Source organism: Enterovibrio coralii (genome assembly GCF_001559595.1).
GTDB classification, from domain to species: Bacteria; Pseudomonadota; Gammaproteobacteria; order Enterobacterales; family Vibrionaceae; genus Enterovibrio; species Enterovibrio coralii.
This window is the reverse complement of record NZ_LNTY01000043.1, coordinates 11,790-33,646: the sequence shown is the minus strand read 5'-3', so window position 1 is coordinate 33,646 and position 21,857 is coordinate 11,790. Positions and strand designations below refer to the sequence as shown.

The window sequence follows — 21,857 nt, the reverse complement described above, 5'->3', positions numbered from 1 at the left end:
TCAGGCGGCTTGTGGCTCTGCGTTTCGTTTGCTGAATACCAGTAGTGCAAAGAACGCTGCGGCCGCGATGACTCTCACAATCAAATCCAATCCCGGCCACATCATGGCTGCGGCAAGAGCAAAAGCGATCAGACGGAACACGATATTGATTGGGCCCTCAAGATAGCCTTCTAATCCCGCAATAAGTGCCCAAACACCAATGATGGCGAAGACAGTCACAATAAGAACTTGCTGGAAATCTCCTGCAACCAGCGGTGTGTAGGCCATAAGCAAGGGCACGAGATACAACCCTTTTGCGATTTTCCATGCTTTGAAACCTGTTGCCATTGGCGGCGTTTTTGCAATCGTGGCTGCGGCAAATGCCGTTAAACAGACTGGTGGTGTGACGTTACTGTCCTGAGAAAGCCAGAAAATGATTAGGTGTGCAGCAAGGAGCGACAATCCCACGGTGACGGGGCCAAGGCTTTGCTCAAGCAAGGTTGCTTTGAAGTCATCCGGCACTTTGCAACTAGCTCAATCGCGGTCTCAAATGCCATGGGTGAACCTAACGCAGCAAGCTGTTCAGGAGCTATGAGCATGAAAATGGTTTTCGCGTCTTCCGGTAGTTGGCCTGTCACTAGCAGCTCAATCAGTTGTTGTTCAGCGATGAGCCCATAAATGGCAGGGGCGGATAGTGTACCCAATACAATATAAGACGCGGTAACGGGCAAGCCCATACCAAGAATGAGCGAGGCTAACGCAACCAACACCAGCATGATGAATAAACTGCCGCCGGCCCAATCGTTGATCATCAGTGAGAAGGTGTTACCGATACCTGTTGTACTGATAACGTTAACCACCAAACCTATACCTGTCAGCAATACTGCCGTTGTCGCCATATTCCTTGCGCCTTGCGCCAGTGCATCAAAGATATCAGCGATACCCATGCGGTTTGGTGAAAGCCAAGAGGCGACGACAACGGAAATGATCGAAATGCCAGCGGCATAGGTTGGGGTAAAGTCCATCACGAGAAGCGTGACGAGTACAACCAGCGGGATCAGATAGTGCCAGCCGGAAACCAGCACTTTAAGCATTGGCTCAGTGTTGGCTTCCACTTGGTGAACGCCAGAACGTTTTGCTTCGATTCGAACAAAGAAAGCGACAGACAAAAAGTAAATCAGCGCAGGGGCGAACGAGACTGCGATGATTTCGACATACGGAATTTGAGTGTATGACGCCATGATGAAGGCACCTGCCCCCATAACCGGCGGCATGAGCTGACCGCCCGTTGAGGCAGCAGCTTCAACACCTGCCGCGAATTTGGGCGGAAAGCCCGCCTTTTTCATGAGCGGAATCGTGATAACACCAGTCGATACCGTATTGGCGACACTGGAGCCAGAGACCGAGCCCATCAAACCGGAACCGAGTACGGCGACAAACCCTGGGCCGCCAATGATTTTTCCTGCGGCAGCGCGTGATACATTGATGATGTAGTCACCCGCACCAGATTTCACGAGGAAGGCACCGAATAGGATGAACATGAAGACGTAGCTCCATGAGATCCTCGAAATCGGGCCGAACATCCCCTCAGAACTGTAAAACGCTCGATAGAGCATGGTTTCTGCAGACAAGCCGGGGAAGGAGAAAATGCCGTCAATCCAGCTACCCCACCAAACCACATACGTCAGCGCGACAACGATTAAACAGGGGATAAACCAACCCATGGTGCGTCGGATAAGCTCTAACGCAATCAGAATGGCAAGGATGGAGAATATCCAGTCTGTCGTGACAAATTTCACGCCACGATCATAGAGTGCATCTTCCCCAATGATGATGTAAATGAGGCAAGCAACGGCGGTAATCGCGATGCCGATATCTATCGCCAATGCGAAGCGACTTTTTCGCCATTTTGCAGCTGCTGGATAAGTCAGGGCACACATTACGGAGAAACCAGCGAAGTGCGCTGCTGATACCCACAGCTCGGGCAGTGTTGCCAGCGTATTAAACCAAATATGAACGAGGGAGAGGAGTATTCCGATAACAGTGACACAGCGTGTAAGTAGGGGAAAATCAGTTCGCTGCGTCAATTCAAATTGGGAAAGACCATCACCGATGTCTTCGTCGGCAGCATCCTTTGCTGGTGCGTTCTCTTTCATGATGCCCTCTACTGTGCTTTGAAAGCACGACGTCCTTGGGGAGAGTCGATTGAAATGCGCTGACCTGATTAGGCCAGCGCATTGTTGCCACTAAACAAGGGAAGGAATTACTCAGCAACCAAGTGCTCAGGAATTGTCAGACCTTGTTCTTTGTAAAAACGTGCTGCACCTGGGTGCAATGGTACTGGCAAGCCATCAATGGCTTTTTGCAATGACATGGCTTTCGTTGCTTTATGAATACCATTCAAGAAAGCGAGGTTTTCATAAATGGTTTTGGTCAGGAGGTAAACGTCTTCATCACTGATGTCCTTGCGAACCGCGAGGAAGTTAGGTTGTGCAACGGTTTCTACTGCTTTTGTTTGACCTGGGTAGGTGTTTGGTTCAATTACGAAGCGAGTCCAGAGGTTATAATCGCCATTTGCTTCCTTCATCTGCTCATCAGTGAAGTTCAAAATCGTGATCTTATCGCCCATGGAAGCAAAGGCGCGCGTAACAGCACTCACTGGGACACCCGCAGGTGTGTTCATCCCGTCAATTGTACCGTTCTGGAGAGCATCAGCACTTGCGCCATAACCGAGGTACGCAAGGTTGAATTTGTCTGGGTTAATGCCAAGGCCATCCAGAATCTGGCGGCCAGAGCCTTCAGTTCCCGAGTTCTTCTTACCGATAGAGAACTTTTTGCCATCCAGTTGCTTCATATCATCCATGTTGCCAGATTTGGCCAGATCGCTCAGCACCACAAAGTGCTCAACGTTTTGCCAAAGCATGGATACCGAGCGCAGTTCCTTCTGAGGGCCTGCTTGCTTCAGTTTGCCTTCGCCGCTCCATGCCCAAGCACCATAGAGGCCTTGAAGGATGGCGAATTGCGCTTCGTTTTCACGAAGCAGTTTGACGTTTTCACCTGAGCCGGCTGACTGATCGCAGAGAGAGAAAACTTGTACTTTGGCTCGAGTTTTACCTTACTCAGGGTCGCAAGTGCGACACCCACAGGGTAATACGTACCGCCAGTAGACGCTGTCGCCAGAATGTAATCACGATCTTCGGCCGCAGCCGCGTTAATCCCTGTGAGTGAAATCGCTGTTGCCAGCGAGAGCGTCTTAAATAGAGCCTTAATCTTCATACAACTCTCCAATGTTGGAAGGGGGCTTTGTATCGAGAGATGAGCCTAATTGCAGACCTCGATATCGACTTGTTGACGTATCTCTTTGATGTAGCACGAGAGTTTTACATCAACGCGTGTTTAAATTTCCAACAGAAGGATAGCTGAGAATGTGAATGGCTTGTTGCATTGAGGTGTATAAATATAAGCCCGTTCTCAGTTTTCTTAACGATCAACGCATGAAGTGTTAGTTGGAGCCGGAACGGAGATTCGATAAGATCGCAGGAGGAAAGCAAAGAGACAAAAAATGGCAAAACCTAACAAGAAACTTCCAGAGCGTTCTGTCGACATTCATTGCGGTAAATGCAAAGCGTTACTCTACAAGTACAAAAAAGGCGGCAAAGGAGCTTTGGTTAAATGCTTTAAAGAACGCATTGTTGAAGATCGCACAAGTACACCGTGTGAATGCCCAGAGTGTGGCAATGTATTCGCAAGAGAGACTTTGGTGAGAGGCGCACCTGCTTACAAAATTATCGGGAATAAAGCGGTAATGAAGTGAGGGGAGAGAAAGCACTGCAACGGGAGCTGCAGTGCCAAAAAATCTTAGATACCAGCGCGTTTGAAAAGGCCAGCCATCAGGCGAGAGTTAGATTTAACGCCAGAAGATTTACCTTTGAATTCACCTGCCAGTTTGGTGTTACCAATTTCACGGGCAATGTGTTGCATGGTCAGGTACATATCTTTCGCTGACTGCATACGGTTTTGATCGTTCAGAGGGGTCAGCAGCTTCAACATATCTGAGCCTTTCAGATTGTTAGTGTTCGCATGCTCTTCAATTGCTGTAAGTAGCTTGTCTAGATCAATCGTTGCTTCGTTACTTTCAATTCCCGCTTTTTTCATCGCTTTCAGGTTGCGTTTGCGGATTTGATTGATGATGAAAGTAGGTTTGTTCATACGCTTGAAGCCCCAGTAACCAGCAGCGATTACCAGTGCAATACCGCCAACTACGTATGGCCAGATAGAACCAGAAGACTCAGCAGCAGTTTGGGCAGTAGCCGCCACTTCAATGGCAGCAGAAGGTACGTCAGACATCAATATTACCTTAGTGTTCTCGTTGATTAGGCGTAGTGTCGCACCGTAGCACGAAAAAACGCTGTCGCAAGTCACATTAAGTGAAACTAGGGCATTGATGCAAGTGCGTTCGCTGACTTTTTATGCAAATTTACATGCCGATTACGAAAGGAAAAAGCTAGTCGTCGCTAACTGTCTGAATAGTGAACATGAATTCGTGAATAAAGCGTATATCGCCATGGTTTTTTGCGTTAAAAACAATGGCGATTTTTGTCAGGCTTGTTTCTTCATTTCTGATTGAAGGAACTCTTGCCACTCCCGCATTTTTGCCGTCAAGCTGGCGGAGAGTGAACTGAATTCACTGCACAGTTTCATTTTTTCACTGGCGGCTTCAACGTCACCATTAAGTGCAAGAGCCAATATCGAGCCCGCTTCTCTATGGAATGCAGCGTGCAGACTAACGACTTCTTCATAATAGGGGGAGGCTTTGTATTGCTCTTCAATACGATAGTGTAGCCATTTTCCGAATGAACAATTGTTGTCTTGTTTTACCCGTTCTGGTGTTGACTCACACTCCCCTGTATTTATTGCATTGCGTAGCTTTTGCTTCCACGCCCCATGTGCACCTACAGCGGCATCAATTTCTTTGATAATTGTCATATCGATTCTCACTTTCACGACACATCGAAATAAGAATAGATAGCAGAAAAGAAAACTGACAATGCGACGAAAGGATAAGATGAGACGTTGCTTAGGACAGCCTGAATGGTGTCACCCAGGCTGTTTATTGGGGGATTACATTCCGCCTAAGCAGATGTATTTGGTGTTCAGGTATTCATCCAGCCCTTGGCTTGCACCTTCGCGGCCAATACCCGATTGTTTGACCCCACCAAATGGTGCGACTTCCGTGGAGATCACTCCCTCGTTAACGCCAACCATGCCGTAGTCGAGTGCTTCTGCAACGCGGAAAATACGGTTGATGTCTTTGCTGTAAAAGTAGCTAGCAAGGCCGTAAATGGTGTCATTTGCCATTTCGATCAGTGACGCTTCATCACTGAAGCGAATCAATGGCGCGATTGGGCCAAAAATTTCTTCTTGGACGATCGAATTGGTATGGCTGACGTTGGTCAGAATCGTCGGTTCGAAGAACTGACCTTCGAGTGCTTTACCGCCAACGGCTATCGTTGCACCTTCGTTCACAGCGTCTTGAAGAAGACGTTGCGTTTTTTCTTTGGCTTTGTCATCAATCAAAGGACCTATGGAAACGCCATCTTCGAGTCCGTCACCAATCTTCAATTCAGACACTGCCTTGGCGAACTTTTCAGCAAACTCGTCATAAACAGCATCATGAACATAAAACCGATTAGCACAAACGCAGGTTTGGCCTGCATTGCGAAACTTAGACGCGATTGCACCTTTTACGGCCAAATCAATATCAGCATCATCAAACACAACAAAAGGCGCATTGCCGCCGAGTTCCATCGACACTCGCTTCACCGTCTCGGCACTTTGACGCATCAAAATGCGTCCGACGTTGGTTGAGCCTGTGAACGAAATCTTTTGAATGTCGGGACTTTGGCAAAAGAGTTCGCCTACCATGACCGCATCTTCAGTGGTAACGACAACGAGCAAGTCGTCAGGTAGGCCTGCTTGCCTAGCCAACTCTGCAACAGCGTAAGCTGAAAGTGGTGTTTGGACGGCAGGTTTAACGACAAAACTGCAACCTGCCGCCAGTGCAGGTGCCGCTTTACGTGTGATCATGGCAATTGGGAAATTCCATGGCGTAATCGCTGCTGCCACGCCGACAGGCTGTCTGATTGTCATGATTCGGCGATCGGCTAGTGGCGTAGGGATGGTTTCACCATATGCTCGCTTGCCTTCTTCTGCGAACCATTGCAGAAACGATGCGCCGTAAGCGACTTCACCGCGTGATTCGGCCAGCGGTTTTCCTTGCTCCAGCGTCATGATTCTTGCGAGGTCTTCTTGGTTGTCCATCAAGAGTTGATACCAACGCTGCATGATGTCGGCACGTTGTTTTGCCGTGGTTTTTGCCCAAGACTTTTGCGCAGTTTTTGCTTTTTGGATCTTGTTTTCAATGGCGAGTTTGTCATGGGTGGCGACAAACCCAAGTGTTTGCCCATTGGCTGGGTTCACAACTGGAATAGAACTGGCTGTTTGTTCAACGAGGCAGGACAACAGCGACATGTTTGAAATATTTTCCATGGTTCCTTCTTCCAACAAGTGTTTGATGTCATCCAGCCTAGCGAGCCGAACGAAAGGAAGCAATGCGGGAGGTCGAAAAGTGAAATAAAAAAGGCCAGCAGGTGCTGGCCATTATTTTGAACAGAGTCGGTTTACTTAGCGACGTTGCCCGCCACGTTCATGATGTCCCATGTACGTGCAAAAGGCGGTGCGTAAGCAAAATCCATCATGCCAAGCTGGGTTGTTGTCACGCCCATGGAAACAGCAACTGCCATAGCATCGATACGGTGCACTGCGCCTTTGTAACCGATGATCTGCGCGCCGAGAATTCGTTTGCTGTCGGCTTCGTACACCAACTTCATGTGCATGTCAGACTGACCAGCGCAGTAGTTGGTGTGGCACTTGTCTTTGATGACGGTGGTTTTAACGTTAAAACCTGCATCAATGGCTTCGCGCTCTGAAAGGCCAGTGCGACCTGCTTCCAAACCGAGTACGCGGACACAACTTGTGCCCAGAGAGCCCGGGAATGTTAGTGGTTCACCTTCAACCTGTGCGATGTTATCGCCAATCATGCGGCCAAGCTTGTTTGCGCCAGTTGCAAGCGGGATGTAAACATCTTTACCTGATACAGCATGCCAAATGGTTGCACAATCGCCCGCAGCCCATACATCGGGTAGAGAAGTCAGACCCTGACGGTCAACGACAATGGCACCGTTTGGCAGGGTAGTAATACCCGTTTCTTTTAAGAACTCTGTGTTTGGTTTTACGCCCGTACAAACCACCACAAGGTCGGTGTTGTAATGACCTTTGTCTGTCACTATGCCAGTGACAACATCGTCGCCTTCGATAGACAACAGTGATTCAGAAGTCAGGATTTCAACGCCTGCTTTTTCTAATTCCGTATGGAAGTGAACGCTGATCTCCGCGTCAAATGCGTCTGGGATCAAACGTTCAGCACGCTCGATAAGACGCACTGACTTGCCCTGATGAATCATGGCTTCGGCTACTTCAAGGCCGATAAAGCCAGAGCCAATAACGGTAACATGGCGGCATTCATTATTTTGAACCGCCGCTTTTAAATCTAAACCGTGTTGCATCACGCGCAGGGTATGAACGCCTTTCTTATCAAGACCTGCAACAGGCGGCATGACTTCTTTCGCGCCGGTCGCAATCATCAAACGATCGTAGTCGGCTACGAAGGTTTCACCGTTCGCAGTGATTTCAAGTTTCTTGTTTTCAGCGTCTACTTTAGTTACACGGTGGCCAGTTTTAACCGTAACGCCACGTTCTGCAAATTGAGCCGGGGTAAACTCCGCCATGTAGCCTGAGTCTTGGAATTCGTCAGCAACATAGTAAGGCAGACCACATGCACCGAATGAGATGATTTCAGATGCTTCAAATACGGTGATTTCTGCGTTTGGGTTAACGCGACGCGCTTTTGCTGCCGCGCTCATGCCGGCAGCTTCGCCACCGATAATCACAATTTTCATAGTTTTATCCAGCAAACTAAAAACGGGGAGCGCAGGCTCCCCAGATAGAATTTTAAACGTTGCGGTTACGCTGTTGCGTCTTCGCTATCAAGGTTCAGAGGTTGGTCGTCATTAAACACATTCATGTCAGTTTGACCCATCACTTTACTGGTGACTGCACCTGCCGTGATTGAACCAGATACGTTCAGTGCCGTACGACCCATATCGATCAATGGCTCGATAGAAATCAGCAAACCTGCCAAAGCGACTGGGAAGTCCATCGCCGACAGTACAATCAGAGCCGCGAACGTCGCACCGCCGCCGATACCTGCCACACCAAATGAGCTGATAGTGATGATCGCGACCAAGGTGACGATAAAGCTGATGTCTAGTGGGTTAATACCCAATGTTGGGGCAATCATGACTGCCAGCATGGCTGGGTAGATACCGGCACAGCCGTTTTGACCGATGGTTGCACCAAAAGAAGCGGCAAAGTTTGCGATACCGTTTGGAATGCCCAGCGCTTTTTCTTGTGTTTGTACGTTCAGAGGAATCGTTGCTGCACTGCTGCGAGAGGTGAACGCAAAGGTCAGCACAGGAATCACTTTCTTCAAGTAACGTACTGGGTTCAAGCCGATGAATGCAATGATGATCAAGTGAATCGCAAACATGGTGAACAATGCACCGTAAGACGCAAGCACGAAGTTCGCTAGGTTAACGATGTCCGCATAGTTCGAACCAGAGATAACCTTGGTCATCAGTGCCAGTACGCCGTATGGTGTCAGGCGAAGTACCATTGTGACCATACGCATAACAATGGCTTGAGCAACCTTGATGAAGTTCTCGAACGACGCATAAATCTCAGGCTTTTTCGCTGAAATGCCAGTAGCGGCAAGACCGATAAAGATAGAGAAGATAACAACCGCGATGGTTGATGTTTTGCGCGCGCCTGTCATATCAAGAAACGGGTTCGCAGGGATAAACTCAAGCACCATATTCGCGAAGGACATGGTCTCTACTTTACCCAGGTTAGTTTCTAGTGACGCGCCACGAGCAACTTCTGCTGCGCCCGCCGTCAAACCTTCCGCGGTTAAGCCAAACATGAGCGACCAAGCAATACCTACCAATGCTGCAATCATAGTAGTGACAACAAGCACACCAATACTTACACCACTGATCTTGCCGATGGATGAGCCACCATTAAGCTTTAAGATTGCGCTGATGATAGACACCATTACCAGAGGAATGATGATCATTTGAAGCAGTTTTACATAGCCGCGGCCGACGATATCAAAATAGTCGATGCTGGTTGCAATGATGTCTGAACCAGCACCATAGAAAAGTTGAAGAATACCACCGAAAACAATACCTAAACCTAAGCCGGCAAATACGCGCTTAGTAAAAGGAACGTATTTCGCTTGAAGTCGGTAAAGAAAATATATTAGAGCAATAAATATTGCGAGGTTAAAAATAACACTCATCGCCATTATTTTATTCCTTATTGAATTAGCATGCCTTTAATTGGGCAATTAATGATGTAGGGTGAAACAAACATTAGAATTCGATTTGTTATACGGAAACACGCTGTTAACAAAAATATCTATAGCTATTCACGCACACCAAAAGGCCCATGGATAAAGCCATGAAAGCAAGGCAGCACTGAATGCGTGGATATTAATAGATTTAAATGAGCATATAGAATGTAATTTATATATCTAAAAGTTCTAAGTTATAAGTAATCTTATTTAATGCTTAAAATGTGCACAGAAAAAAGAAATTACTTCTTATTTGTTTTAATTATGTAAATGCGATGTTTTGGTATTTCTATTTATAAGTCTGACTATTCATTCTTTGTGTCTGTAAATATAAACACTTTTGTTTTATGAAAGAGTGAGGACTGTCTTACTCGTTATACGACCCAAAATAATCTTTTTAAAACCTTCGACGAGATCACGGAGAAATCGGTGATGGATAATCTGGTCGATGTTAGCGAATGTAAGACTGTAAACCTTGTTCAAAAAACTGGGATCAGAATCACTCCAAGTTCCTAAATTCTCCTCCCGATGATGGACTAAATTGATCTTTATCCGACGAAAAAGCTAGGTGGCCGATGAGGTGGTTATTCGCGTAACTGCTCCACTTAATACTTATAAAACAATCGTTTGAATGCTCAATGAAAGTGCGCTGAGGGGTTAACATGCATAGATTTAAAAGCACCATTGTCTTTATGACGATGGCGTCACTACTTACAGCTTGCCAGTCTACGTCCGAGCCGCGACAAGTAGCTTCAAAGACCAATGCCGTTTCCACACAAAACCAAAACACGATGGCGTTGTATGACAAAGCGAAAGCAGATTACAACGAGTGGTTGGCGAAAATGGAAGAGAGTAAATCACTGCAGCTCTATGATGCAGATGCTGTTGAGGACATGTTTGATGATTGGGACGATGCCGTCGATGTTTACGAAGACTTCGCGTCGAATCCAGCGAAAGTGACAGAAGATTACTCGTCGTTTTCTTCGGGTACGTATGGTGAGGTTTTCGAAAAACGTCTAGCTAAGGTGCAGCAACAACATGCTGACCTTTTAACGCTAAAACAAACCGCCGATGGTTTGCTGGCCGAAGCGATTGCACAAATGGCATACCTTGATTCTATCGATGCACAATCCGTTTTCCCTAACAAATACAAAAGCATTCATCGAGATTACAAACGCCTGTATGGCTATGTGGCTGAAAACGACATCGAAGATGCTCAGGTAAAACAAGCTGAGTTTTTAACGAAAGCGAAAACGTTAGAGAGCGACATCGCCATGCAAGTCAATTTCGTACCGCTTTCCAAAGAGTTGGCCCTCCTCAAGCGGGAAGGCTTTAAATCAGTGGCACCCATCAGCTTCACCAAAGCGAGTGCTACGTTGGAACAAGCAGAAGCTATTGTCAGGCTGAACCCGAGGGACACGGCAGCCATCAACAACGCCGTCGATGACGTGACGTTTGAAATTAGTCATCTCAAGCATATCGGGCAAGAAGTGAAACGCTTTAGAAGCATTGACGACGGTAAATACGAACCGCTGATCCTTGAATTGGAAAATCGTCTCCACAGCATTGCTCAGGCGATGGGGGACATTGACCTTCGCAGCAAGCCCATGCAGAAACAAACGGAAGAGTTGGTGCTTCGCGTTGGCAATTTGAGTGATGTGCCGGACGTTGATCCTAGGCTGGAAGCTTTGATAGCGAGGCTGGACGCAGTGAACTCTGATCTCTCGTTCAGTGACACTGAAAAAGATGAGCTGACGGCGGAAGTGACCAAGCTAGAAAGGCAAAACATCAAATACGAAGGTATGATCAATGAACTGCGCATGATGGTTTACGATCTAAAACAATCGCCAAGTGGGGCAAAGCAACCCGCTTATTTGTCGATAGAAGACGAACCAGGCATCTAAACCATGCATCCAAGTAATAGATAAAAAGAAAGCACCGTTTAGGTGCTTTCTTTTTCTAACCTTGATTGCTAAAGCGTCAGTTCGTCAAGTACATCAGCTTGTTAAGTAATAGTGATGGTTAGCTTTTTTAGCGAGCAAGCCTTTTTCCATCATTTCTTCAAACAAGGTGTCTACATCATCAGACGAAAGCAGGAAGTGTTTAGCCACCGCTTTCTTCGAACAGGTGATGATGCCTTTCTTAACCGCACTTTCAACACGCTCTGCCATGGTCAATGGTTCGCTTTCTTCCTCAACGACCTCGGTTTCAACCTGTAGATCAGGTTTATGCTCCAAATAACCAACTGGCTTTGTCACTTCCTGAGGCGTGATGTCGATTTCAGTGTGGTGTTGATAAAAACGGCGGAATCTCAGCTCTTCACCAATCACGCCAACGAAAAAGGCTGCAAACAAATCCAACAGGATGGAAAGAAATACCACCAGACCAAATTGTGCGGTCTTTTGCGACACATCAAACGCGTCTGCAATACCATCAATCAAGCCAATGGCAGAACCTTGGGTGACAGGTGGCAATGAATCGCGTTCTTCAGCAAGGCGAATTTGCTCTTCACGAAGCTTATTGTTTTCAGCTTGGATGCGGCTCATGCCTGTGGCAATGCGCTCCATCTCAATGTATTTCTGTGCCGCCAGATTGTTGAGTGCGATTTGTTTCTCAATCGCTTCGATCTGACGATCATAGGCTTCAACTTTGGCTTCTTGAATTGCAATCACACCTTGCGCTTTATTGGTGGCACTGTTGATGCCGCCGACACTGCCGCCAATCGAAATGGCCGCAAGCACGAGGTAGAAAACCAGTGCGGTTACCGCGCCAGTATAGTTGCGGTGAGCACGACGCTCCCCGTATTCATACCATGCATAGAACTTACCGGCTTCGAAGATCACCGCCAGTGTTCCGAACAGGAACTTCATTAACGGGCTGTCATCAATTGAAAGAAAAAGCAGAAGCGAAAACACGGTTGAAGTAACAACCGCAGCACCAGTAAAGCTGTAAACGCTGAACATGGCGAATGGACCTTTGGGATAACGGTATCCCAACATGTTTTTATAATGCATATGATGTAACAAATCGCGCAGCCCCGCGCGCAGCTCTCTTGCCAACAAACAATCTTCAGCACAAACGCCGAACGTAAACAGAGCCTAGGTGATACGCGGGGTTATCAGTTTTATTAAAGGGCAGGGAGGATAACCCATTGATGGGTTGGTTACTTCAACCTTCTCTTGAATTAGGGTTTGAGTGTTGAATTAGTCAGCGAATTGTTAATGTTTTGAGCAATATGCAATAGGAGAGCGTCAATGCACTCTCCTAAAACAAGTAGAATCACGAGTGGTTAGTATGCCTTGTCGCTTTCCATCGCCCACAGATGAGCGGCTACCAACGCTCGCCAAGGCGCGAATTGTGCAAGCCATTGTTGGGTTTCCTTCTGCGAGAGGGGCTCTTCACTGCCAAGGAGGCGTTGCAGACTTTTTCTAACAGCGACATCTCCTTGAAGTGAACCATCTAACCAACCAAAGCCACGCAGAAGGGTGTAACTGACTGTCCATGGGCCAACGCCTTTGATGGCAAGCAAGGTCTTTTCTACATCTTGAGGGTCATCATCAATAGATAAGCTGAGGTCACCCAAGGTAATCATCTCTGATACACGTTGAATGGTCTGTGCTTTGGCATTTGAGAAACCACACGCGCGATATTCACTGATAGGTAAAGCCGCGAGCCGTTGGGGACTAGGTTGGCACCATAATCCAGAGCTGTGCTGAATACCCGCAGCTTGTATCAGCCTGCGTCGTATTGAAACTGCCGCTTCGACACTGATGAGCTGTCCGGTGATGGCCCACACAATGGCTTCAAACGGGGAAGTCGTTTGAGGGATTCTTAGGCCTGCGCTGTGTTTGAGCAATCGCGAAATATCGGGATGAACCATGTATTCCGCTTCAAAACTATCTGTTGCCTGACTGAGCCCTAGCATGCCAGTCACTAACGTCTTAAGGCTCTCATCGTAAAACGAAGTCAGTTGACCGTCTGAATGTAACGTCGCAGTAGCGTGGGAATCGGTAAGTGTGAGTGAGAGGAGAGAAGGCTGTCCATCGATCACCAGTCCCTTTTCGATGGCGTTGCCTTCAACGCGTTCTGCTAAAGAGCACTTATCCCTTCGATGGAAACCAAAGAAATACTCAGACTGAAAACCATTGGGGAGTGACACTGTCACTGAAAGTGGGTTGCTCATTGTTCTTTGTCTCTCCGTGACAACTGACTGCCAAAATCCGAATGTAATGCACTATAACTGAATGCGATTAAAAGGAAGTAAACAAACCAAATGGTTTGAAAGAATACTTTGATGAAAACACATTAGGCCGTCGCTGCTATATAACGTCGTTCTGGTCTGCCAACACTACCGTAATTTACGTGTGCTTGCAGCTCATGCGTGCTGACCAAATACTCAAGGTAACGCCTAGCCGTGGTGCGGCTAGCTCCGATAAGTGTGCCCACTTCCTCTGCGTTTAGTGGGTCATCCGAATCTGAAAACACACCGCGTATTTTATCCAGCGTAATGACATCAATACCCTTGGGTAACCGCACACCTTGCTGCAATGTTTCGCTGGTGGGTGTTTGAATCGATCGTTGCGGCAAAAGGGTATCTACATCGGTTTGTGCCAGTGATTCCATCGCTTTCAGTTTGTCCAAATGTGTACGGTATTGCCCGATGACTTCTTGCAGTCTCTCAAAGACCAAAGGTTTGAGGATGTAATAGAACACACCACCACGCAGTGCTTCACGCAGCGTATCTACTTCTTTGGCGGCGGTGATCAAAATGACGTCAGTCGCGCTGTTTTCAGCCCGAAGCTTTCTTAACAAGTCGAGTCCGGTGCCGTTAGGGAAATGATTGTCCAAGAGCAGCAGCTCAGGTTTGAACACATCGACAAGGTCTTCTGCATCTTCGAGCGAATGGGCAATGCCGACAAGTTCGACGCCATCTATTTTCTCCAGAAAGCGTTTTTGAATTTCGGCGATTTGAATGTCATCTTCAGCGATAACGACGCGAATATTTTGAGTCATAGGTAATACTGCTTCCTTTCTACTCATTAGAGTTTATACCCAACCAATATGAATACGAGCATCTTCAGGTTGTTTGGTATATACCAACCCAACATAGGGGCTGTGGATTCGAGCATGCTCGTGCATATCATTCCGCCCCTTTGGGGATATAAACCGTAAAACGACTGCCGCATTCCTCACCGGGCTCAAGCAAAATAGTGCCTCCCAGCTTTTGCAGCAGTTTTTGAACCAGATGCAGGCCATAGCCATGACCTTCACCTTCTTTGCTGGTCACGCCTTTGCGGAAGATGTTGTCTTGTTCTGATTCAGGGATGCCAACGCCTTCGTCTTCAATCTCGAAAATTAAGTCGTTACCCAAATCTGTCATCGACAAGCGTACTTCCTGTTTTTGGTTTTTAAGCGTGGCTTCCAATGCGTTATCGATCAAATTGCCGATAATGCTCACCAGCTCTTCACGCTGAATGTGCTCAGGAATGGCTTTCATACTGCTTTCTGTGTCAATTTCTAAGCGAAGGCCTAGCTCTTTTGCGCGATTGTATTTACCAAGAAGACAGCCAGCGAGAATAGGGTCTGGCACGGCTTCTACCAGCAGCTGTATCAAGGCTTGATGGCTTTGCGTCTCTTGGCCGATTAGCGTCAGGGCTTCCTCGGTTGCACCGATTTCAATCAAACCTGCGATGGTATGAAGTTTGTTCGAGTACTCATGGGACTGGCTTCTTAACGTGTCGGCATACTGTTGGATTTGGGTAAGCTGCTTGCTGACTGAATCCAGTTCGTCTTTACGGCGAAAGCTCGATACAACCCCCGTAATTTCATTGTCTTGTAGTAAGGAAGGCGGTTCACGATGAGGTTTCTATCTTGAAGCCAAATTTCGCGGTCAAATTGCGGTTTACCGGATCTCAATACATCCATTAATCGGCTGTCGGGCAAGACTTCTTCGATTGGTTTTCCAGTCAACTGGGTGTTGGCATCTAGGCCTAACGTTTCGACGGCAGCGCGGTTAAATGTCGTGATTTTTCCTTCGCTGTTGACCGCGATAATACCTTCACGCACAGATTCCAACGTTGCGTTTCGCTCTTGGAATAACCGCCCAATCTGTTCTGGTTCAAGGCCGAAGATGGCTTTTTTAAAGTGATTGGCAAACCATAGCCCTGTGAAAATACTCAGCGCAAAACTAAGCAGGATGACGACATAAAGCGTGGCTTTGTAGCGTTCGATAATGCCTTCTACTGAAGAAAGCATAAATCCCACACTGACAATGCCGACGACTTGCTCGCTGTTTTGATCGAAGATCGGGGCCTTGCCGCGGACCGACGCGCCTAAGCTACCAATCGCCTTTTGTATGTAAGGTTTCCCATAAAGCAGTGCAGGCTCGTTGTAGTCACCGTCATCGTCATACATGGGCTTTCCCACGCGTTCCCAAGAAGGATGCGCGAGACGAATGCCATTTCGGTCGCCAATCACAACGAATCTCGCATCATTGATAGACGCTAGGTCGAGGGTGAGTGGCTGCAGCAGTTCGCTATCTCGGCTTTCAACCGCTTCAACAACTTGAGGCATGGACGAAATGGTTTTTGCTACGTGCAGCGCGCGTTGACCAATCTGCTCATCAAGAGAATGGCTGAGATAGGCAAGGGTGAAGAAACCAATTAACCCGGTTTGCAGCAGCGCCATCATGCCGAGAATCAGCATCATGCGGGTTTTTAGTTTGAATGAGCGGAGCGACAACATAGCCATAGTATAGGTTTACACGTCCTTTACATCTTGTTTGGGAGTCACATTCACAAATTATGTATCTCACTGAAAGGACGAAACTTTGCTGTCCGTCACGTGCGTGAACTTTATGAGCAAAATGTTTTTTAAAGTTTAAAAAAACATTAAACGCACAATCTTTCCATTGCTTAGAGCTGCAAATAGTTTTGAAAGGGTAGGTAAACAATAAATACATCTCGTCCATTGGACGGAACGACACGAGGAAAACCCTATGATTTCAGCTCTTTTCGCGAAGAAACGCTCTCTGGTAGCAGCATTGGCATTGTCGTCAGTGCTGGGTGCGGGCGTTGCAAATGCGGCGGTAGAAGAAGTGCACTTTCTTATTCCTGGCGGTGCTGGTGGCGGCTGGGATGGTACCGCTCGTGGTACCGGTGAAGCGTTATCAAAGTCTGGTTTGGTTGAAACCGTTTCTTACGAAAACATGTCTGGCGGTGGTGGCGGTAAAGCAATTGCTCACCTGATTGAAACCTCTGACCAAGCAGACAACACCTTGATGGTGAATTCAACGCCAATTGTTATTCGTTCGCTTTCTAAAGTTTTTCCGCAGTCATTTCGTGACTTAACCCCTATTGCAGCGACAATTGGCGATTATGCAGCGTTCGTGGTTCCAACCAGCTCGAAATACCAATCGTTTGAGCAACTGGTCAATGACTACAAACAAAACCCTCGCTCCGTTTCCGTAGCGGGTGCTCATCACGTGGCGGTATGGACCACTTGGTAGCAGCAATGGCATTCAAAGCGGCTGGCGGCGATCCAAAGCGCGTTAAATACGTGGCTTACGACGCAGGCGGTAAAGCGATGGCAGGCATGCTATCTGGTGAGACACAAGTGCTTTCAACTGGCTTCTCAGAAGCGCTTGCTCTGAAAAACGCGGGTGAAGTACGCATTCTAGCCATGACTGGACCAGAGCGTTCACCGGCGGCAGCAGATGTACCAACGCTGAAAGAGCTGGGTTATGACGCTGAGTTCACCAACTGGCGTGGTTTCTTCGGTGCGCCGGGTCTGACGGATGCACAAGCTGACGAGTATGCAGCAGTACTGGAAAAAATGTACGGCACTGATGAGTGGGTAGAAGTGCGTGACCGCAATGGTTGGACTGAAATCTTCAAGCCTCGCGCTGAGTTTGTCACCTTCTTGGAAGGTCAGGAGCAAGAAGTAGGCGGCCTGATGAAAGAGCTTGGCTTCCTTCGCTAAATAAAACACATCTAAAAATGCCGGGCTGAAGGACAACGCCCGGCTCTTATCAAAGATGATGGGGCTTCCCATCTGCTGTTGTATTCAAGGAGTGTCTGATGATTGTCACTAAAGACCATATCGGTGGTCTCGTATTTCTCTGTCTTTCGGTGGCATACGGTGTATACGCACGCGAAATTCCCATGTTTCCGGGTGACGAATATGAACCTTTCAACGCACAAACATTGCCAATCGCGCTGTCTTGGATGGGGAGCGTACTCTCCATCTTGATGCTGGCAACAGCAAGGCGAGATGCAGCCAGCAAGTTGTCAGTCGCAGGGCTGGATTTCGCGCTGGTGGCGAAACTCTTAGCACTGATTGTCGCGTTTGCCTTTGCCCTTGAATGGGTCGGGTTCACCTTATCCACCATCTTGTTTTTGGTTGGAGGCTATTGGGTGCTGGGCGAGCGAAGACCAAAGACACTCTTTATAGCATCTGTACCGTTCGCAGTCGGTATCTGGTTTGTACTTGCGAAACTGCTGGATATATATCTCGCACCGGGTCGTTTGTTTACGCAAGTTTTAGGAGGCTAGCATTATGTGGGACGGAATCTCTACAGGCCTTAGCACGGCGATCATGCCATTCAATATTTTAATGGTTGTCGTTGGTTGTTTTGCGGGTACCTTCATCGGCATGCTGCCGGGGCTGGGCCCTATATCAGCGGTTGCGCTGATGATCCCGATTACTTATGGGCTTGATCCTGCATCAGGCATCATTCTTATGGCTGGTGTTTACTACGGTGCCGTATTTGGCGGTTCAACATCCTCCATTTTGATTAACGCTCCAGGCTGTGCGAGTACCGTTGTAACCGCGTTTGACGGTTACCCAATGTCGCAAAACCGTCAAGCGGGTAAAGCACTGGCATTGGCGGCGTACTCGTCATTCACCGGCGGTACTATTGGCGCAATTATTCTGTTGTTTGCCGCACCTGCGTTGGCTTCAGTTTCACTCAGCTTCCAATCTTCTGACTACTTTGCGCTGATGATCCTTGGTCTGACAGCCGTTTCTGCTTTCGCGGGGAAAGGGCAGGTACTCAAAGCAATGGCAATGACGGTCTTTGGTTTGATGATTGCGACCATAGGTACTGACGCCATTACCGGTGCACCGCGATTCACTTTCAATAATATCGATTTAGTCGATGGCATCAGCTTCCTTTTGTTAGCGATGGCCACCTTCGCGTTGGCTGAAGTGGTCACAACCGTAATGAAAGGTCAGCACAAAGAAGAAGAGCCGGACATGGATATGGCGGCACTCGGCAGCATGAAACTGTCCAAGGACGAAGTGAAAGAAGTGGCTCCGACCGTGGCACGTTCTTCGTTATTTGGCTTTATTGTGGGCGTATTGCCGGGCGCAGGGGCGACGATTGCGTCTTTCCTTGCTTACGGTCTAGAACGAAACATCGCGCCAAAACGTCTGAAAGAGAAGTTCGGTAAAGGTGCGTTGCGTGGTTTGGCTGCGCCGGAGTCAGCGAACAATGCCGCATCTACAGGGTCATTTGTACCTTTGCTGACCCTTGGTATTCCGGGGTCGGGTACGACAGCAATTATGTTGGGTGCGTTAATCGCTTACGGTATTCAGCCTGGGCCGCGCTTGTTTGTCGATAACCCAGACGTATTCTGGTCTGTCATTATTTCCATGTACTTTGGCAACATGGTGCTGCTGATACTTAACTTGCCGCTCATTCCTTACATCTCGCGTTTGTTGGCGATCCCAAGACCTATCCTGATCCCGCTGATTTTGTTCTTCTCAATCACGGGTGTTTATCTGGTGAGCTTCAATACCTTTGACATCAATATGATGGTCATCATCACTGTTGTGGCGATATTCCTGCGGTTGTTGGATTTCCCAATGGCGCCGATGCTCTTGGGCTTCATCCTAGGCGGAATAATGGAAAACAACCTCAGTCGGGCACTGATCATCTCTGACGGTAGCTTGAGTTTCTTGTGGGAACGTCCTCTTACGTTAACCATCATGAGTATCTCACTGTTTGTGCTGTTCCTACCGCTTATCCGACGTGCGTTGGATAAGTTGGGTATTCGTACCGGCATTCAAACATCAGGTGCGCAAGTTGACCGCGGTGATGGCTAACAGGAGGCGAAATGCAGAAGGCTCTCGCTTCTTTTAGAGTGCTTGATTTAACCAATGTGTTGGCAGGCCCTTTCGCCTGCCATCAACTTGCCCATTTGGGTGCAGAAGTGATTAAGGTCGAAGTACCGGGATCTGGCGATTTAGCCCGTCAGTTGGGTGCGGACGCTGAACTCAATCAACAACACATGGGCATTTCTTTTCTCGCTCAAAACTCGGGGAAACGCTCGATTACCGTCAACCTTAAGCACGCGCAGGGCAAGGCTTTACTGAAAAAGTTGGTAGAAGGTGCGGATGTGCTGGTTGAAAACTTCAGGCCCGGCGTGATGAAACGTTTGGGTCTGGATTACGAGGAACTTAAAAGCGTCAATCCTAGCCTCATTTACTGTGCAATTTCAGGATACGGTGCTGAAGGGCCAATGAAGCATCTACCTGCCTACGACCAAATCATTCAAGGCATGTCAGGGGTGATGTCGATTACTGGTGCACCGGACAATGCGCCTTATCGTGTGGGCTATCCCATTGCCGACACGATTGGCGGGATTACTGCTGCGTTTGCGATTTCCTCTGCGTTGGCGGGGCGCTCGCAGTCGGGAAAAGGCAGTTATATCGATGTGTCTATGCTCGAATCGACCTTGACCACCATGGGCTGGGTGGTATCGAACCTTCTGATTGCAGGCAAGATGCCGGAACCCCTGGGCAATGACAATATGACGGCCAGTCCGTCAGGGTCGTTTAAAACCGCGAACGGTCTCATCAATATTGCTGCCAACAAACAAGAGCAGTTTGAAGCAGTGTGCGACGTGATTGGTCAGCCAGGACTTAAGCGAGACGCCCGATTTTCTGAGCGTCAGGCGAGGCTCAAAAATCGACAAGCATTAACCGAGATACTGGAAGCCTGTTTTGCTGAGCATGATGCGGGTTATTGGGAAGACAAGTTGAACGCTGTCGGTGTCCCTGCTGGACGAATCCTCACGGTTCCTGATGCACTGGAATTAGAACAGGTATCTCTGCGCGAATTTGAGGGGGCATTTCAGGATGTCGAAGGCGTAGATAGAGAAGTGAAGATAGTGCGCCCAGGCTTTTTAGTTGATGGAGAGCGCCCGAAAGTGGATAAGCCCCCACCAAGTCTTGGGCAACACACAACGGATATATTGGCGGAACTTGGCTACAGCGAAGAACAAATTACAGAACTCCACCGTTTGGGGGCGATATGACGATTAGAAGACCGACGGAAGGTCCAGAAAAAGACGTCTCGGATTGGTGGAAAACCGCCATTATCGATATGGAGCCGGGTAAAATCGCTTATCACGGTTATCCCATTGAAGAATTAATAGGCAACGTCAGTTTCACCCAGATGATTTGGCTAATGGTCTTTGGTGAATTGCCACCTCAGAACAAAGCCGCGTTACTCGATGCAGCATTGATGTCAGCCGTCGATCATGGCCCTCAAGCTCCTAGCATTGCGATTGCAAGAATGGCGTCAACCTGTGGTGTTGGATTGAACAACGCTATGGCTTCTGCTGTTAACGTGCTGGGCGATGTGCACGGTGGGGCAGGTGAGCAAGCTGTTGCTCTCTACCAAATGATTGACAATATTGCAGCAGAAAAGCCGCTGACTTTCCAAGATGCGGTCACTGAGGGATTATCAGAATACAAAGAGCTGCATGGAAAGTTCATTCCCGGATTTGGTCATCGGTTTCATCCTGTTGATCCTCGCGCTCCAAGACTGATGGAACTTGTAGCGGAAGCCAAAGCCAGCAGTGTTGTCGAAGGCCGTTATCTTGATATTGCTTTGGAGATTGAAAGTCAGCTTGCATCCAGCAAAGGGAAACCCATCCCGATGAACATAGACGGCGCAACCGCGGTGATTTATGCCGAGTTAGGCGTACCCGCAGAACTCGCGCGTGGGTTGTTTTGTTTGTCCCGCTCCGTTGGAATATTGGCTCACTCATGGGAGCAAATGCAGCAAGGTGGCAGAAATAAAGGTCCCATTCCAAGGGACTTACTGTGGACGTACGACGGAAGTGCAAGACGAGCCGTGAAGAAATCTGATTGAGGTGTGACTTTATAGGCATCAACCTTATCTATAATTGAACGGTGTTTTATTTTGGGTTGGCATGGAATCTCAGAAGGGGTAGCATGTTAATCAATAGATAACGGAACGATACCGAGATACGGAGCGTGTGACGTGCTTTGAAACACCTCTTCACATTGTGTAGCGATAATCGCTGCTACAGTG

At 48.0% G+C, this 21,857-nt stretch carries 16 protein-coding genes and 4 pseudogenes; 7 read left to right on the top strand and 13 right to left on the bottom strand.

Annotated features, from left to right (window positions below; all coding sequences use genetic code 11):
* Both ATN88_RS16545 and ATN88_RS16540 read right to left on the bottom strand, forming a co-directional pair.
* Positions 1 to 2,135, bottom strand: a pseudogene (locus tag ATN88_RS16545) (TRAP transporter permease).
* Between the two features lie 107 nt (positions 2,136 to 2,242).
* Positions 2,243 to 3,255: pseudogene (locus ATN88_RS16540) on the bottom strand (TAXI family TRAP transporter solute-binding subunit).
* Positions 3,256 to 3,541: 286 nt separating this feature from the next.
* Here ATN88_RS16540 and ATN88_RS16535 point away from each other — a divergent pair.
* Positions 3,542 to 3,793 (top strand): hypothetical protein, encoded by a 252-nt coding sequence (locus tag ATN88_RS16535; RefSeq protein WP_067418366.1) that lies wholly within the window; start codon positions 3,542 to 3,544, stop codon positions 3,791 to 3,793.
* A 44-nt stretch (positions 3,794 to 3,837) separates the two neighbouring features.
* On the opposite strand, the gene ATN88_RS16530 is transcribed toward ATN88_RS16535, so the two are convergent.
* From ATN88_RS16530 to ATN88_RS16510, 5 genes are all read right to left on the bottom strand, one after another.
* Entirely contained in the window at positions 3,838 to 4,326 is a 489-nt protein-coding gene (locus ATN88_RS16530; RefSeq protein WP_067418364.1) for a hypothetical protein, read from the bottom strand.
* Positions 4,327 to 4,578: 252 nt separating this feature from the next.
* A complete protein-coding gene (locus ATN88_RS16525; RefSeq protein WP_067418360.1) occupies positions 4,579 to 4,965 on the bottom strand; it encodes a CZB domain-containing protein in 387 nt (128 codons plus the stop codon).
* A 135-nt stretch (positions 4,966 to 5,100) separates the two neighbouring features.
* Positions 5,101 to 6,528: an NAD-dependent succinate-semialdehyde dehydrogenase gene (locus tag ATN88_RS16520; RefSeq protein ID WP_067418356.1), complete on the bottom strand. Its 1,428-nt coding sequence runs from the start codon at positions 6,526 to 6,528 to the stop codon at positions 5,101 to 5,103.
* 131 nt (positions 6,529 to 6,659) lie between these two features.
* Complete coding sequence (locus tag ATN88_RS16515) at positions 6,660 to 7,997, bottom strand: CoA-disulfide reductase (RefSeq protein ID WP_067418352.1); 1,338 nt, start codon at positions 7,995 to 7,997, stop codon at positions 6,660 to 6,662.
* Between the two features lie 65 nt (positions 7,998 to 8,062).
* The gene (locus ATN88_RS16510; RefSeq protein ID WP_067418349.1) at positions 8,063 to 9,463 is read right to left on the bottom strand and encodes an L-cystine transporter; all 1,401 of its coding nucleotides are present in this window, start codon (positions 9,461 to 9,463) and stop codon (positions 8,063 to 8,065) included.
* Positions 9,464 to 10,173: 710 nt separating this feature from the next.
* On the opposite strand from ATN88_RS16510, the gene ATN88_RS16505 reads away from it, so the two are divergent.
* The gene (locus ATN88_RS16505) at positions 10,174 to 11,415 is read left to right on the top strand and encodes a hypothetical protein (RefSeq protein ID WP_067418346.1); all 1,242 of its coding nucleotides are present in this window, start codon (positions 10,174 to 10,176) and stop codon (positions 11,413 to 11,415) included.
* A 93-nt stretch (positions 11,416 to 11,508) separates the two neighbouring features.
* On the opposite strand, the gene ATN88_RS16500 is transcribed toward ATN88_RS16505, so the two are convergent.
* The 6 genes and pseudogenes from ATN88_RS16500 to ATN88_RS27540 all read right to left on the bottom strand — a co-directional run bounded on the left by ATN88_RS16500 (position 11,509) and on the right by ATN88_RS27540 (position 16,219).
* Positions 11,509 to 12,525: a Preprotein translocase subunit SecY gene (locus ATN88_RS16500; RefSeq protein ID WP_067418342.1), complete on the bottom strand. Its 1,017-nt coding sequence runs from the start codon at positions 12,523 to 12,525 to the stop codon at positions 11,509 to 11,511.
* 275 nt (positions 12,526 to 12,800) lie between these two features.
* Positions 12,801 to 13,694 (bottom strand): DNA-3-methyladenine glycosylase family protein, encoded by an 894-nt coding sequence (locus ATN88_RS16495; RefSeq protein WP_067418339.1) that lies wholly within the window; start codon positions 13,692 to 13,694, stop codon positions 12,801 to 12,803.
* 122 nt (positions 13,695 to 13,816) lie between these two features.
* A complete protein-coding gene (locus ATN88_RS16490; RefSeq protein ID WP_067418334.1) occupies positions 13,817 to 14,524 on the bottom strand; it encodes a response regulator in 708 nt (235 codons plus the stop codon).
* 127 nt (positions 14,525 to 14,651) lie between these two features.
* Positions 14,652 to 15,194 (bottom strand): sensor histidine kinase, encoded by a 543-nt coding sequence (locus ATN88_RS27550; RefSeq protein WP_232313332.1) that lies wholly within the window; start codon positions 15,192 to 15,194, stop codon positions 14,652 to 14,654.
* A 3-nt stretch (positions 15,195 to 15,197) separates the two neighbouring features.
* Positions 15,198 to 15,266, bottom strand: a pseudogene (locus tag ATN88_RS27545) (hypothetical protein); the annotation flags it as partial.
* Positions 15,242 to 16,219: a PAS domain-containing protein gene (locus tag ATN88_RS27540; protein WP_232313330.1), complete on the bottom strand. Its 978-nt coding sequence runs from the start codon at positions 16,217 to 16,219 to the stop codon at positions 15,242 to 15,244. The gene ATN88_RS27540 and the pseudogene ATN88_RS27545, both read right to left, overlap by 25 nt.
* Positions 16,220 to 16,508: 289 nt before the next feature.
* On the opposite strand from ATN88_RS27540, the pseudogene ATN88_RS16480 reads away from it, so the two are divergent.
* The 5 genes and pseudogenes from ATN88_RS16480 (at position 16,509) to ATN88_RS16460 (ending at position 21,674) form a co-directional block, all read left to right on the top strand.
* Positions 16,509 to 17,491, top strand: a pseudogene (locus tag ATN88_RS16480) (tripartite tricarboxylate transporter substrate binding protein).
* 98 nt (positions 17,492 to 17,589) lie between these two features.
* Positions 17,590 to 18,063 (top strand): tripartite tricarboxylate transporter TctB family protein, encoded by a 474-nt coding sequence (locus ATN88_RS16475; protein ID WP_067418330.1) that lies wholly within the window; start codon positions 17,590 to 17,592, stop codon positions 18,061 to 18,063.
* Between the two features lie 4 nt (positions 18,064 to 18,067).
* Positions 18,068 to 19,618, top strand: coding sequence for a tripartite tricarboxylate transporter permease (locus ATN88_RS16470; RefSeq protein WP_067418327.1), 1,551 nt, complete (start codon positions 18,068 to 18,070; stop codon positions 19,616 to 19,618).
* Positions 19,619 to 19,629: 11 nt separating this feature from the next.
* Complete coding sequence (locus ATN88_RS16465) at positions 19,630 to 20,832, top strand: CaiB/BaiF CoA transferase family protein (protein ID WP_067418324.1); 1,203 nt, start codon at positions 19,630 to 19,632, stop codon at positions 20,830 to 20,832.
* Entirely contained in the window at positions 20,829 to 21,674 is an 846-nt protein-coding gene (locus ATN88_RS16460) for a citryl-CoA lyase (RefSeq protein WP_067418321.1), read from the top strand. The genes ATN88_RS16465 and ATN88_RS16460 overlap by 4 nt, the downstream gene beginning before the upstream one ends.
* Positions 21,675 to 21,857: the final 183 nt, after the last annotated feature.